General features: G+C 36.3%; 11 protein-coding genes. 10 read left to right on the top strand and 1 reads right to left on the bottom strand.

Annotation, left to right across the window (positions count from 1 at the left end):
- The first annotated feature begins 38 nt into the window (after window positions 1-38).
- The 10 genes from J2Y40_RS07590 to J2Y40_RS07545 all read left to right on the top strand — a co-directional run bounded on the left by J2Y40_RS07590 (window position 39) and on the right by J2Y40_RS07545 (window position 14324).
- On the top strand, window positions 39-635 hold the full coding sequence (locus tag J2Y40_RS07590) for an IS1096 element passenger TnpR family protein (protein WP_153399073.1): 597 nt from the start codon (window positions 39-41) through the stop codon (window positions 633-635).
- A 239-nt stretch (window positions 636-874) separates the two neighbouring features.
- A complete protein-coding gene (locus tag J2Y40_RS07585) occupies window positions 875-2221 on the top strand; it encodes an alpha-amylase family glycosyl hydrolase (protein WP_309998149.1) in 1347 nt (448 codons plus the stop codon).
- Window positions 2222-2303: 82 nt separating this feature from the next.
- A complete protein-coding gene (locus tag J2Y40_RS07580) occupies window positions 2304-2744 on the top strand; it encodes a hypothetical protein (RefSeq protein ID WP_153399079.1) in 441 nt (146 codons plus the stop codon).
- A gap of 179 nt (window positions 2745-2923) precedes the next feature.
- The gene (locus J2Y40_RS07575) at window positions 2924-3718 is read left to right on the top strand and encodes a thymidylate synthase (protein ID WP_153399082.1); all 795 of its coding nucleotides are present in this window, start codon (window positions 2924-2926) and stop codon (window positions 3716-3718) included.
- Window positions 3719-4014: 296 nt separating this feature from the next.
- Window positions 4015-5337: a serine hydrolase gene (locus J2Y40_RS07570; RefSeq protein ID WP_231128766.1), complete on the top strand. Its 1323-nt coding sequence runs from the start codon at window positions 4015-4017 to the stop codon at window positions 5335-5337.
- Window position 5338: 1 nt separating this feature from the next.
- Window positions 5339-5569: a hypothetical protein gene (locus tag J2Y40_RS07565; RefSeq protein ID WP_309998145.1), complete on the top strand. Its 231-nt coding sequence runs from the start codon at window positions 5339-5341 to the stop codon at window positions 5567-5569.
- Window positions 5570-5583: 14 nt separating this feature from the next.
- A complete protein-coding gene (locus J2Y40_RS07560; protein WP_153399087.1) occupies window positions 5584-8094 on the top strand; it encodes a M1 family metallopeptidase in 2511 nt (836 codons plus the stop codon).
- A 178-nt stretch (window positions 8095-8272) separates the two neighbouring features.
- A complete protein-coding gene (locus J2Y40_RS07555) occupies window positions 8273-9601 on the top strand; it encodes a hydroxymethylglutaryl-CoA synthase family protein (protein WP_153399090.1) in 1329 nt (442 codons plus the stop codon).
- 403 nt (window positions 9602-10004) lie between these two features.
- Entirely contained in the window at window positions 10005-12878 is a 2874-nt protein-coding gene (locus J2Y40_RS07550) for a SusC/RagA family TonB-linked outer membrane protein (protein ID WP_153399093.1), read from the top strand.
- Window positions 12879-12896: 18 nt separating this feature from the next.
- A complete protein-coding gene (locus tag J2Y40_RS07545; protein WP_309998141.1) occupies window positions 12897-14324 on the top strand; it encodes a RagB/SusD family nutrient uptake outer membrane protein in 1428 nt (475 codons plus the stop codon).
- 89 nt (window positions 14325-14413) lie between these two features.
- On the opposite strand, the gene J2Y40_RS07540 is transcribed toward J2Y40_RS07545, so the two are convergent.
- Entirely contained in the window at window positions 14414-15346 is a 933-nt protein-coding gene (locus J2Y40_RS07540) for a helix-turn-helix domain-containing protein (protein WP_309998139.1), read from the bottom strand.
- Window positions 15347-15477 lie beyond the last annotated feature (131 nt).

Below are 15477 nucleotides of genomic sequence, written 5' to 3'. Positions count from 1 at the left end.
TAATAATTAAGGCAAAAAAAGTAATTTAAGAAACTGATATGGTTTACAAGATCCGCGTAATATTAGATGCGAAAGAAGATGTTTTCCGAGATATTGAAGTTAAAGGAAAACAATCACTATGGAACTTACATTTGGGAATTAAAAGTGCGTTCAATCTGCAGGGAGACGAGCTTTCTACTTTTAATCTTTTGGAAGATGACGGAACAATAGTAAAAAGTGTACCGTTGGAAGATATGAGTGACGATGGTGATGGCGAAATCATGTCGGATGTATACATCGATGAGGCTTTCCAAAATGCAGGTGACAAAGCACAGTTCCAATATGGACTTCTTGATCTCTGGGAGTTCTTCTGTGAATTAATTGAAATTATTGACGAGAAAAAAGGAGTTACCTATCCTATTACAGTTTATAGATTCGGAAATGTTCCTTTAAAGGCACCTAGCAAAAGTGGAAATGGAGGAAGCTCCAAAAAGAAATCAGCAATGCCTTTAATGGATGATGATTTTGGTTTTGAAGACGATTTCGGAGGAAGTGGAAACTTCGAAGATGAAGACGACAGCTTCGATGACGAAGAAGAAGATGACTACAATGATGATGTTTTCGATGATGAGGATGACAACGATGACGAGAGATAACATCTGAATACAATATAAGACCCCGGATCAATAATCCGGGGTTTTTTGTTGAAAGCAGAACTTGTTTTATCTCGTTCTGTATGATCGAAAACCTGACAGGTCTCAAAGACCTGTCAGGTTTAATAAAAAACTCCCAACCTTATCATTTTAATTCCCTTAGACTGAATTTCTCCTTCGGCTCTTTTGGTTTTTCCTCTTCTCTCAAAAAAACATTCCTTACTTTTGCTAAAATTAGATTAATGAAAAAATTAATTTTATTCGCAATCATTGGTCTGGGAATTGTTTCCTGTACCACCCAAAATACAAAAAATACTATGGATCTGCCCAAAGAATGGAAGCATACAACCAATATCTACGAAGTAAACATAAGACAATATACCAAAGAAGGAACTTTCAAAGCATTTGAAAAAGAAATGCCCCGCCTGAAGAATATGGGGGTGAAAACACTTTGGTTTATGCCCATAACTCCTATTGCCCAGCAGAATAAAAAAGGAAGCATGGGAAGTCCTTATGCAGCGTCAGACTATACTTCCATTAATCCGGAATTCGGAACTCTGGACGATTTTAAACATATGGTAAATGAAGCACACAGATTAGGATTTAAAGTAATCATAGACTGGGTAGCCAACCACACGGGATGGGATCATGTATGGACCAAAACGCATCCTGAATTTTATCTGAAAGATCCGGACGGTAAATTCCATATCGCTTCCGGAATGGATGATATCATTGAACTGGATTACAAAAACCAGGAAATGCGCCAGGCCATGATTGATGCCATGAAATTCTGGGTAAAAGAAACCAATATCGATGGCTTCAGATGTGATCTTGCTTCATGGGTAGAGGTAGATTTCTGGGAACAGGCCCGCCCTGAAGTAGAAAAAGTAAAACCTCTTTTCTGGCTGGGAGAATTTGATGAATTAGAAAGCCCTGAATATGGGAAAGTATTTGATGCCAGCTACTCATGGAAATGGATGCACAAATCAGCAGATTATTATAAGAAAAATGAACCGCTTCAGGGGCTTAAAGATCTGTTGGTTCAGTATTCCAATATCGGAGATAACTCAATGAGAGCATGGTTTACCAGCAATCATGATGAAAACTCATGGAACGGAACAGAATATGAAAAATATGGAGTAATCACCAAACCGATGGCTGTTTTCTCAGCTACATGGAATGGGGTTCCTCTGCTGTATTCCGGACAGGAACTTCCCAACATGAAAAGGCTGGAGTTTTTTGAAAAAGACGTGATCAAATGGACCAATACTTATCAGGTATCTGATTTTTATAAAACTTTGCTGGAACTGAAAACTTCCAACCCGGCTTTAAGAGGTGGAGATACCCAGGTAACAACCTATCTTCTGAATACTACAGCCAACGATAAGATCCTCGCCTATGTAAGAAAGAAAGGGAAAGATGAAGTTCTCGTAGTTTTGAATATGTCCAAAGAGCCTGTAAATTTCACCATTGAAGACGGAAACCTGTCGGGAACTTTCAAAAATGTCTTTGACAGATCCAAAAGAAACTTTGACACTGGAAAAGACTTCAGCTTCAAAGTTTCTGATTATGCGGTTTTTGAAAAATAATATTTTCTGAGAATCGTTAATTCTCAGATATAGTAGTAACTCTTATAAATTTCTCTCTTTTTCAGAGAAGATAAAAGCTTTCATGAACAAACAAGACCTACTAAATATTCTTACAAAAAAGATTACAGATAAGATCATACATTTTGAAAGTCTGATCGCCGAAACCCGTGCCTCCAATAATGATACTAAAAGTTCTATGGGAGATAAATATGAAACCGGGCGTGAAATGCTTCAGCAGGAGATCAATAATCTTCAGCGGCAGCTTAATGAAACCCTGAGTCAGCAAGCTGTAGTTCAGAAGATATCATGCGAGCCGATGGATAAAGTAAAGAACGGAGCTTTAGTGAAAACTGATAAAGGATTATTTTATATTACAGTATCCGCAGGTGAAATTGTTTTTGAGAAACAAAAGATCATGACGGTTTCAGCAGAGTCACCCCTTGTAAAAGCAATGTACGGGAAGAAGAAAAGAGAGGTTTTTACGGTGAATAACATCAGTCAGACCATTGGAGAGATCTGGTGATCTTGATAAAAAAGACTCTTATATTTCAATCTTCTGATTCTTTTTAGCCTAACTGAACAACAGTAATTTAATAGAAAAATAATATCGTTTCTATACAGGGCATTCATGAAAGTGAATGCCTTTTTAATAGTTTTTTAGGGAAGTTTTTTCTAAATTTGGACCATAAAAATCGCTTTCAAATGCAAAATTATTTAGACCTTTTACAGCATATTTTAGACAATGGAACAGACAAAACCGATAGAACCGGAACCGGAACCAGAAGTGTTTTCGGATATCAGCTAAGGTATGATCTGTCAAAAGGTTTTCCTTTGGTAACCACCAAAAAAGTGCATCTGAAATCAATTATTTATGAACTGCTTTGGTTCCTGAAAGGAGATACCAATATCAAATACCTGAATGATAATGGAGTTTCTATCTGGGATGAATGGGCCGACGAAAACGGTAATTTAGGACCTGTGTATGGAGCACAGTGGAGAAGCTGGCAGGGAGCAGATGGGAAAATTGTAGACCAGATCACAGAAGTGATCGATCAGATCAAGAAAAATCCGGATTCCCGCAGGCTGATCGTTTCCGCATGGAATACTGCTGAAATCCCAAATATGGCATTGGCACCTTGTCATGCATTGTTCCAGTTTTATGTAGCAGACGGAAAATTATCGCTGCAGCTGTATCAGAGAAGTGCCGATGTTTTTCTGGGTGTACCGTTCAATATTGCAAGTTATGCATTGCTTCTGATGATGGTGGCACAGGTATGTGACCTGGAAGTAGGCGATTATGTGCACAGCTTCGGTGATGTGCATATTTATAATAATCATTTTGAACAGGTGAACAGACAGCTTTCAAGAGAGCCAAGGCCACTTCCGGTAATGAAACTAAATTCAGAGATCAAAGATATTTTTGGATTTGATTTCGAAGATTTTACATTGGAAAACTATGATCCGCATCCCGGCATTAAAGCTCCTGTGGCTATATAATAATCAGTTCCGGAACTCCCGGAACTTTTTTTTGACGCTATTTTAACTAAAAAATAAAGAAAAGCAGCCCACAGATGAAGTCTGTCAAACCGCCAGCTTCATCGGATCAACGCAGTTGATTGCACTCTTTGCTCCCTAAAATTAACATTGCCTATAAATCATTCTTTGCGTCTATAAAAACAGCATAAAGTATGAAGGTTATTTATTTCTCATTTTTATACCATCAAATGCTTCTTTCAAGGGCTTTAACTGTAACAATAGCCTTATATTAGCTACTGATTAATAAAATTAATAGTATGATGCTGAAAAAACTTTTCTTTGTAGCAGCGGCAGGATTTTCCTGCATGGCCTATTCTCAGAATACAGGCAGACAGAAACTGATGGATTATCTTGATTCCTTATCCGTTCATCATAAAGTAATGGGAAGTTTTGCCTTTGCAGACAATGATAAACCTACCTTTTTGAAAGTAACCGGATTTTCAGATGCTGCTAAAAAACAGAAAGCCAATATGAATACACAGTATCGCATAGGCTCTATTTCCAAAACATTTACGGCGGTGCTGGTGATGAAAGCAGTGGAAGACAAAAAACTTTCTCTGGATACTAAACTTTCTGCGTTTTACCCTGAAGTGGAAAATGCGGCTAAAATTACCATCAAAGACCTTTTGCAGCACAGAAGCGGTATTCATAACCTTACCAATGAAGAAGAGTACTGGACATACAATACTAAACCTCAAACGGAAATATCACTGGTATCAATCATTAAAAAATATAAAAGCGATTTTGCCCCGGGAACAAAATATGAATATAGTAATTCGGGTTATATCCTGTTAGGTTTCATCCTGGAAAAAGTATACAAAAAAAGTTATGCAAAACTTATTCAGGACAAAATTGCAGGACCTTTAAAATTAACACTTACGAAGGTAGGTGGTAAAATTGAACCTTCCAACAACCAGGCACTTTCTTATCAGTATGCTGATGGAAGCTACAAGCCATGGCAGGAAACAGATATGAGTGTTCCGATTGGTGCAGGAAACCTTATTTCTACGCCTACAGAATTGCTGAAGTTCATTATCGCTTTGGAAAACGGGAAATTAGTTGATAAAAACAGTCTTAAACAGATGAAAGAATTTATTGACGGGTATGGCTATGGGTTGGCTAAAGTTCCTTTTGATAAATATTGGGGATATGGCCATAACGGAGGAATAGATCAGTTCCGTTCCGTATTATATTATTTCCCTGAAGTGAAAGCAGGAGTAAGCTTCATTACCAATCAGTCAGATTACAATAACAATGAGATTTCGATAAAAATGTTGGAAACTGCCACAGGAAAAGACTTTAAAATGCCCAGCTTTAAAGAAGTTTCCGTTGCAGGAGACCTTTTGAAAAAGTATGAAGGACTTTATAAAGCTGAAGGATTTCCTTTGGATGTCAAAATATTTTCAGAAGGAGGCAAACTAAAAGGACAGGCCACAGGGCAGGGAGCATTTCCACTGGATGCTGTTTCTGAAAGCGAGTTCAAATTTGAAACAGCAGGAATCAAAATGAAATTCAATGCCGAAAAAGGAACAATGGATTTTTCGCAGGCAGGAAATAATTTCACTTTTAAAAAACAATAGAATGAAATATTTAAAAATAAATACCGAAGAAAATGCAGATGTTGAAGCGCTTAAAAATGCTGTGCTTCAGTTGAAAGGAGTAGAGTCGGTTGAAATCATCGATGATGAAAACCCTGAAAGCGAGCTGAAAAAAGCTTTTGCCAAAACCAAAAAACAATTAAAAACTGGTGATTATGAAACTTTGGTGAACGATATTTTTGATATACTAACGAAAAATAATTCTAAAAAATAATAAGGTAGACCATAATGAAAAAGGTGATTTTATCGATTGCTGTATTGGGAATCGTATTTTCTGCAAATGTATCAGCCCAGACTGAAACCTCAGGAAGAGAAAAGGTATACAGGGCCACTCATACCAAAATAACAGAGCTTAAACACACGAAACTTAAAGTCAGCTTCGATTATCAGAAAGAGCATATGAATGGAGAAGAATGGTTGACAGCATCTCCTTACTTTTACCCATCCAATGAACTCGTTCTGGATGCAAAAGGAATGTTGATTCATGAAGTTGCTCTGGATAATGACGGGAAAAAATCACCTCTGAAATACGATTATAAAAACGATGTTTTAAAAATCAGTCTGGATAAAATCTATCAGAAAAATCAGGATTATACCGTTTATATCAAATACACTGCCCGCCCGAATGAAGTAAAACAGGAAGGAAGTATGGCAATTAATGATGCCAAGGGACTTTATTTCATCAATGCACAAGGTAAAGACCCTGACATGCCTACGCAGATCTGGACGCAGGGTGAAACAGAGTCTTCTTCCGCATGGTTTCCTACAATAGATAAGCCGAACCAAAAAACGACTCAGGAAATTTACATGACTGTTCCAGATAAATATGTCACACTTTCCAACGGAGTTTTAAAAAATTCTCAAAAAGAAGGGGCTGGTCTTAGAACAGACCATTGGGTAATGGATAAGAGACATTCTACTTATCTTTTCTTCATGGGAGTAGGAGAATATGCGATCGTTAAAGACAAATGGAAAAATATTCCTGTAGATTACTATATTGAGAAAGAATATGAACCCTATGCGAAACAAATCTACGGAAACACACCGGAAATGATTGAGTTCTTTTCTAAAAAACTGAACTATGATTATCCATGGGTAAAATATGCACAGATTTCAGGAAGAGAATATGTAAGCGGTGCCATGGAAAACACAACAGCTACCCTCCACGGAAGCGATATTCTTCAGAAACCCGGGCAGCTGATTGATGAAAATAAATGGGAAGATACTATTGCCCACGAGTTATTTCATCATTGGTTTGGAGATCTTGTCACTGCGGAAAGCTGGAGTAACCTTACCGTAAACGAATCCTTTGCCAACTATTCCGAATACCTGTGGAATGATTATAAGTATGGAAAAGATCAGGCAGATTATCACCTGATGTCTGATGTAAATATGTACATCCATAATCCTTCCGATTTCAGGAAAAATCTGGTGAGATTCAACTATGATTCCCGCGAAGATGTTTTCGACCTTGTTACCTACCAGAAAGGAGGCGGAATCCTTCATATGCTGAGAAACTATCTTGGTGATGAAGCCTTTTTTGCCGGAATGAATGATTATCTTAAAACCAACGAATATCAGAACGCGGAAGCCCACCAGCTGAGACTGTCTTTTGAGAAAGTGAGCGGTAAAGATCTGAACTGGTTTTTTAATCAGTGGTATTTTGGAAACGGAAACCCAAAAATCAGTTATTCATCTACTTTTGAACCGGTTAAAAAACAGGTTACAGTCACGATTAATCAAACACAGGAACTCCCTTTCGAATTTCCTCTTGCTATTGATGTATATGATAGTGGAAAGCCGAAGCGATATAATGTTTGGGTAAATGCTGAAGATAAAAATACATTCACTTTTGATGTTTCTAAAAATCCGGATCTTGTCAATATCAATGCAGATGGTATTTTACTGGCAGATATTACCGACACGAAAACTCCGGAGCAGAATCTGATGCAGTTTACAGGCTCCAAAGAATTTAAAAACAGATACAAAGCTCTGACAGGGATAAAAGATCAGACTGGAAAAAATGCTTCCGCAGTAAAATTATTAGGTGCAGCACTGAAAGATCCGTTTTTCAGAATTAGAATAAAAGCATTAGAACTAATGGATCTTACTAATGCAGATCAGATGAAAGCACTGGGAGCTGAGGTTGAAAAACTGGCTTCAAATGATCCCAAAACCTTAGTTCAGGCTGCTGCAGTTGCCGCTTTGGCTAAAACTAAAGATAAAAAATACCTTCCAATCTTTGAAAAAGGAGTGAGTGCCGTTTCTAATGCAGTAAAAGGGAATTCTTTAAGTGCTGTTCTCACTATTGATCCTGCAAAAGCTGATGCCTTGGCAGATAAGATTGATCTGGAAGGAGCTTCTGATGAGTTGTTAGAACAATTACTTCCTGTTGTTGTAAAGAATAAAGTGACTTCTCAGATGTCTCATATCACTCCTCTTGCAGCATTTTATCCATTTGTTAAATTCAAAGATCCTGAACTGGGAAAAGCTGCTGAAGACGGTTTCAACTGGATCATGAGCTCAGATAATCTGAAGGCAACAGATAATATTGCCAAGATCATCACGAATGCAAAAGATCAGATGGGTGATAATCCCCAGGCTAAAATGATGGTTATCCAGATGCTTAAAGACGGACTGAGCAAGAAAATGGACCTTTTAAGACAGAATCCTCAGAAAGGGACAAGTATCAATAAGCAGATTGACGCATTGAATAAAGCGATTGAAAGCTTCAAATAAGTTGTTTCAGATACAGAATTAAAATACTCAAGCCACTGTTTTTCAGTGGCTTTTTTTATGAATAATCATCCCTGTTGGAAATCACAATATGAGATTTGACAATAATGCTTAAAAAGTAAATGATATTGAAGGAGTATTCAGTCCGCATTTTTTAAATTCGTATAAAAATTTAAAGAATATGACTTTTGGAATTGAAGCAGCGGGCTGGTATGTGCCGTCTTTGTATTTGGAAATCAGTGATCTGGCAGAGAAAAGAGGAATTGAAGCAGCAAAACTTGAAAAAGGACTTGGATTATATAAAATGGGATTTCCGGATGCTCATGAAGACACCGCTACTTTTGCTGCAGAAGCCTTATTAAAACTAATCAGGGATTATGAAATTGATCCTAAAGAAATAGCAAGAATCTATCTGGGAACAGAAAGTGCCCTGGATGCCGCAAAACCAACAGTTTCATATGCGGTTCAGATGGTAGAAAAAGTTTTGGTGAAAGAATTTGGAGAAAGATGTTTCAGAAACTGTGATGTGGCAGATATGACTTTTGCCTGTATCGGAGCTGTTGATGTACTGCATAATTCTTTAGATTTCGTAAGAGCAAATCCAGATAAAAAAGCAGTGGTTATTGCAAGTGATTATGCTAAATATGAACTTGCCTCTTCGGGAGAATATACCCAGGGCGGGGGAGCTGTTGCCTTACTGATTTCTTCGCAGCCGGATCTTCTGGAAATTGAGAATAACTGGGGAGTGGCAACGGAAAGCGTTTTCGATTTTTTCAAACCGAGAAGGCAGTATAATAAGGAAGATCTGAATAATGCTCCTGAAAATTTTCCGGATACAATTGAAATTTTTACAGATGAGCCTGTTTTTGACGGGCAATATTCCAACCAATGTTATCAGAACAGAATCAGAGAAGCCTATCAGCATTATAAAGAAATTACAGGGAAAGATAAACCTTATGAGACCTGGAAATACCTGATCTTCCACCTTCCGTATGCTTTTCACGGAAAAAGAGTATTTACAGAAATCTACAGCCTTGAAAACGGATTTCCTTACCATACTCAGGACGAACAGAAAGCCGCAGCGAAATCGGATGGCTATCTGCAGCTGGTCAGTGATAAAATAGAATATACGCAGAGAGCGTCTTCAGAGATCGGAAATATGTATACTGCTTCCATTTTTATGGCCATGCTTTCCGCATTGGAGGTTTCTTTTAATGAAAATGAAGAATTGGCCGGAGCCGAAATAGGATTTTTTGGATATGGAAGCGGTTCAAAATCAAAAGTATTTGCCGGAAAGGTGTCCGAAAACTGGAGAATGGTGGTTTCCAAATGGCAGCTTTTTAAAAACCTGAAGAACAGAACTGCCATTGACTTTGAAACGTATGAAAGACTACACAGAAAGCAGCTTGGAAATTCTGTCAATAAAAAGTATAAAGGATTTGGATTATTAGCTATAGAATCTGAAGATCCTGTTCTAAAAGGCGCAAGGTATTATGATTATAATTATTAAATCGCTCTAAAAAAAACAAAACACTCCAAATAGAGTGTTTTGTTTTTTTTAGAGCGATATTGCGTAATTTTATAAGTTTTTTATGTTAATTTTTGAAAATTTCTGATGAAATATTTATCTTTTTTTACTGTAAAAGTGTTTTTTTAATGAATTTTATTTATTGTTTGTTCTGATTTAGTTTATTCGGCTAGTTTTTTTTACAGTTTATAAATTTCTAACAATAGTTTTAAATATAGAATATTATATATATAAATGTAACTTTTTAAATCCTTTTTGTCATCCTACAGTTTTATTTTTGCGAAAATATTAAACTTTAATGTTTTGATTTTCAGATTTTTAATTGTTTTTACTGTTGATATTTATTAACATATTTGTCCATTAAAATATATTAAAATTTGTTAATATGAATGTTAAACTACGTGTAATAAGTGCTGGAGCACTGTTCTTCATAGGGCAGGCTGCTTTTGCGCAACAAAAACCAAAAAAGGATACCACTGCTCAATCAACTCAGATTGAAGAGGTCGTGCTCACGGGTTCTTATGGGATAAAAATTACTCCGGAACAATCCTCAGGAGCCCTTGTTAAAGTGTCAGGGAATGTTTTAGATAAACCTTCGGCTGTTTCTATTGATAATATTTTACAGGGAACCGTAGCAGGGTTAATGTCAACCGCAAGTTCAGGGCAACCTGGTGCATCTACTATCACATTAATTAGAGGAATATCTTCTCTTACTTCGGGTAATGATCCTCTGTATATTGTTGATGGTGTACCGGTTCAGTCTGGTGATATTTCTGGTGCGTTGACGACGCAAAACGCCTTATCATTGATAAATCCTGCCGATATCGAAGATGTACAGGTTTTGAAAGATGGTGTTGCAACGGCAATTTATGGTTCCAGAGGGGCTAATGGTGTAATTGTTATTACAACAAAAACAGGTAAGAAAGGAAAATCTAATTTGCAGTTTGTTAGTGAGATAGGTACATCAGATATTGCGTTTGATAAACTGAATATGCTGAATGCTCAGGAACATGTAAACTATCTTGGACAAGCTCTGTATAATAGATTTCCAGCTACATCTCCAGATGGATATGCAAATGTGCAGGAAGCGACTGATGACGCAAGAGTAGGTATATTGAAATGGGATGGTACTACTGATACAAACTGGAGAAAACTAACCAGAAGAAATTCTCCTATTACAAGCAGGTATAATTTAAGTTATTCAGGTGGTTTTAAAGATTTCACCATGTATGCATCATTAGGATACTTAAAGCAAGAAGGTTTATCATATGATGCAGCCTTTGACCGATATACAGGAGCAATCAAGGCTAGCTGGAAAGCAACAGATAAATTAAATATTACTTTTGGGACCAATTTATCAAGAACAGTACAGGCAGGGCCATCTGATGCGTCAGCATTTTCAAATCCTATTTTTTCAGGAACATTACTTTCTCCTACACAAAATCCGTACCTGAGTAATGGTGCTTATAATTTGAATTTAGTTTACTTAAATCCACAGTTTAATCCTTTAGCAATAACCGGGACGAATATCACTAAAGGAACCTTTGATAAGGTACTTACTTCATTAAACGTCGACTATAAAATTTTACCTTATCTAACATTTAATTCAAATTTTGGTATTGATAACACCTCTGGAAACGAATTTACTTATTGGAATCCTGATTTTGGAGATGGATACGAGCCATCAAATGGAAATGGAAATGGTCTCTACTTTAAAAGTTTGAGAAACTTTTTCACCTGGAACTGGTATAACTTCTTAAACTTTAACAAAACATTTGATGGAAAACATGATATTTCTGCTTCTGTAGGTATGGAGTCAACAAGAAGAACGCTAGAATATAATTCGTTTACGAAGAGAGGTTTTCCAGCAGGGACAAGAATACTGTTTGCAGATGCAGCAGCTAACGTTACGGCTGCAACTGGCAGAACTGATGCCTGGACGCTTGTGGGATATATTGCGAGAGCATCATATACCTTTAAGAAATTTGCAACCATTACAGGTTCTGCCAGAAGGGATACCTATTCAGGTTATACTAAAGCAGGAAATTTCTTTGGTGTTGGAGCCAGCTTTGATTTAGGTAAAATGGATTTTCTGCCATCCTATATCAATACATTAAAACTTAGAGCAAGTTATGGAGAAAATGGTAATCAGGCAGCAGGTCCTTATGAAAAATACCCACAATATTCTTTGGCGGGGAACTATCTTCAAACCAATGCAGGATTTATCCTAACTCCAGGAGCACCAGATGGCTTAATATGGGAAAAATCTAATAAAAGAAATATCGGGTTGGATTTTTCATTGGGCAAAAATGGAAGCTTTTATGGAACTTTTGATGTTTATTCCAATAAAAATCCTAATCAAATCTATGATGTTCCAATTTCTCCTTCTACAGGATTCAGCTCTATTGTTAAAAATCAGGCAGAAGTAAAATCTAAAGGTTTTGAAGTTTTATTAGGATATAGAAAAAATAATGAATTTTTCAGTTGGGATATTAAGGCAAACTACTCCTATAATGATTCTAAAATTACCTATTTAAGAGGAGATAGCGTACCTACAATTATTCCTGGTTTAAAAGCTTTTTTCCCAGGGCATAACCCGACAGAATATTACACAAGATTGTGGGCAGGGGTAGATTCTTCAAACGGAGATCCACTATGGTACACAGATGATACAAGAACTGCTACAACGAATGATATAAATAAGGCCAAATTAGCTTTTACAGGTCAAAAAGCTTTACCCACCCATATAGCTAGTTTAATTAATGAATTTACTTACAAAGGGTTTAAGTTTTCATTCATGTTAAATTATCAGGGAGATTATTCAGTATGGGACAGATGGGGATTTGTGTATGAATCAGATGGAGCGTTTCCTACAGTAAATACTACGACCGCAGCGCTTTATGATTCATGGAGTCCTAGTAATCCAAATGCATCAATGCCTAAACAGGTATTTAATGGTAATCGATCTTCCAATACCAACTCTACAAGATATCTTTATAAAGGGGATAATATTAGATTAAGAAATGTAGAATTGGGATTCACCTTTAAAGAATCAATGCTTAATGTAAAAGGATTAAAAGGTATTTATGCTTATGTAAGAGGCGTTAATTTATATACCTATGCATTTGATAAGAAACTTCGTTTTGATCCTGAAGCAAATTCAAATGCGTTTGCTTATACGGTTTCTAATTTAGGAGTTTTTGATATGACACAACCCAATATGAGACAGTTTATTTTTGGTGTACAGGTTGATTTCTAATTATTTAAAGTTAAAAAAATGAAAAAAATAAAAATTTTATTAATATTATTGACTGGAGTTGTTGTAAGTTCATGTCAAAATGATTTTTCTGAAGAATTGCCTCCTACAACATTTCCTTTAAATGAAGCCATTACTAATGAAAAAGTATTAAACACGGCGGTAAATGGTCTATATGGATATTATCAGACGAATGGTGATGGATCAATTAATTCTTACGGAGCTTTATTGCCTACTTTACAGGAGCTGCTTGGGGATAATGCTTTTGTAGCTTTGGTAAATTCTAATAGATTTTCAACAACTAGAGATCCTAATCTTACTTTTTATACTCAAAACAGTGCTGATATTGCGACTGTATGGGCATCACTGTATAAAATTATTGCAAATGCTAATTTTGTTCTTGGATATGAAGGAAAGATTTCAGATGATTCAAACACACCAGGAACGCCAAACAATTTATTTGGTCAGGCTTATGCCGTAAGAGCAATGGCTTATACAACATTGGTATCTTTATTCAGTGATAATTTTAACGGTTCTAATCCTGAATTTGGGGTTCCTCTTCCGTTGGATTTTAAGCCCGGTACAAACTTACCTAGAGGAAGTGTGAAACAGGTTTATGATCAAATATTTGCAGATTTAACAAAAGCAGCTTCGCTGGTAGGGACAACAAATGGTAGTAGGAAATTTAATGCCGCTGCAATAGATTTGTTATTTTCGAGATATTATCTTGCAGTTAAAAACTATCCTCAGGCAGATACCTATGCTCAAAAAGTTCTTAATAACACGGCATATACTTTATTACCTTCATCGGGAGTTGCTAACTTTTTTAATATTGCTGGAGAAACAAATGCTGAAATAATTTTCCAGATTGATTATAATGCTCTCGATTTACCGGGTGCTAATGATGGTATTACAGCAACCTGGTCTTCTACTGGAAGATATAAGCAGAACTTTGCTACCCAGACGTTTTTCAATAAATTGGGAGCTGATGATGTTAGAAGAGGAACATGGTACAGAAATACAGGATATGTTCTTACCTTAGCTGATAATCCTAAACCTATAGATGTTATGAAATATACTGCCACAGATAGAGATATTGTGGTATTAAGAAAAACCGAAGCTGTTTTTAATCAGCTGGAAGCTTTATATTATACCAATCCTGTAGAAGCCCTTGCGAAACTCAATACTTGGGTTAAAACATATAGAGATGTGGGATATACTTATGCAGGTACCGGAACAGATCTTTTGAAAGAGATTTTGATGCAGAAAAACCTTGAAATGTTCTTGGAAGGTTTCAGATATAGTGATTTAAAGAGAAACGGACTTGCTTTCAAAAATCCTCAGACACAGGTTGAATTGACATCAGCTAAAGTTCAGTTTAAAGCTCTCCCTTTACCACAAGCTGAATTAAATACAAACTTAGGTATTAAACAATTTCCAGGATATTAAAATTATAGCAGATAATAAATTAAGCCCTGTTTTTCAGGGCTTTTTGTTATAAATATAGACCTCAGTATTCAAAACCAAAATTTAACCTCTCAATATTCTCTAGAAAAAATAACCTTCATCTGATAATTCTTCGGTGTAACACCCACCAGCTGCTTAAATACCCTCGTAAAATAATTTGTATCCGAAAATCCGGTTTGGTAAGCAGTTTCTTTAATACTATTCTGATTCGAAAGTAATTCTTTGGCTTTATTAATCCTTTCCTGTAAAATAAAATCATTGGGAGAAGTGCCCAGCTCATCCTTAAACATCCTGAAAAAATTCGATTTGCTCACATAAGCCAACTTGGCAATACTCTCAATTGAAAGTTTCTGATGAAGATTTTTCCGGATATAATCTACGGCAAAACCTATTCTGGATTTATTCTTGGCTACATTTTTTTCTACCATACTTCTGGCCTGGGTCTGCATAAGCCGGATCAAAAGCTCTTTTAAAGCAAGATCTGCCATGATATCCTTTTGGGAATTATCGTCCATAGCAATCCTCATAATGTTATTGGTAGCAGAAGCCAGAGATTGATTGTTAAAAAGAAAATATTCATCCAGCTGAATATTCCATTGGGAAGCTTCATCTGTTTTAGGAAGGCTGTAATTAAAATAATTGAGAGAATCTTCTATGAAATCAGGATTGAGGCTCAAGGAAATACATTGAGTAGGGGATTCATCCGCATCGGGAAAATCAATCACCATGGTCTCACCCGGAGCAACAAGAATGCTTTCACCGGGAAAATAATCGAAGTAATTGGTTTTATGGTCCAGTTTCATATGCTTTTTTCCTCTCAGCATGGCTGTAAAAGCTATGTTTTCAAAATGAAGCTTAACCCCAAAGGCCGCTTTGTGAGTTTCATATATACTAAATTCACAATTGTTCAGACTGAATTTGGTCTGATGCTCTACAAGGCTTTGCAGCTGCTTTTCCTTCTTTAATTCAGGAGTATTTAATAAAAATTTATTATTACTGATCATTTCTAAATATTTTAAAGGACCTAATAACTCAAATATAGAAAATTTAGCTCTGGGTTGCTGTTAATAAAATTATAAAATTGGAGGGCTGCACTATTTTGAAGTGTTTTTATACGATTGTGCTATAGCTTTTT

The organism is Chryseobacterium sp. 2987, from assembly GCF_031456375.1.
Taxonomy (GTDB): domain Bacteria; phylum Bacteroidota; class Bacteroidia; order Flavobacteriales; family Weeksellaceae; genus Chryseobacterium; species Chryseobacterium vaccae.
Note: the sequence above shows the minus strand (reverse complement) of the source record. Positions and strands in the feature narration are given on the sequence as shown.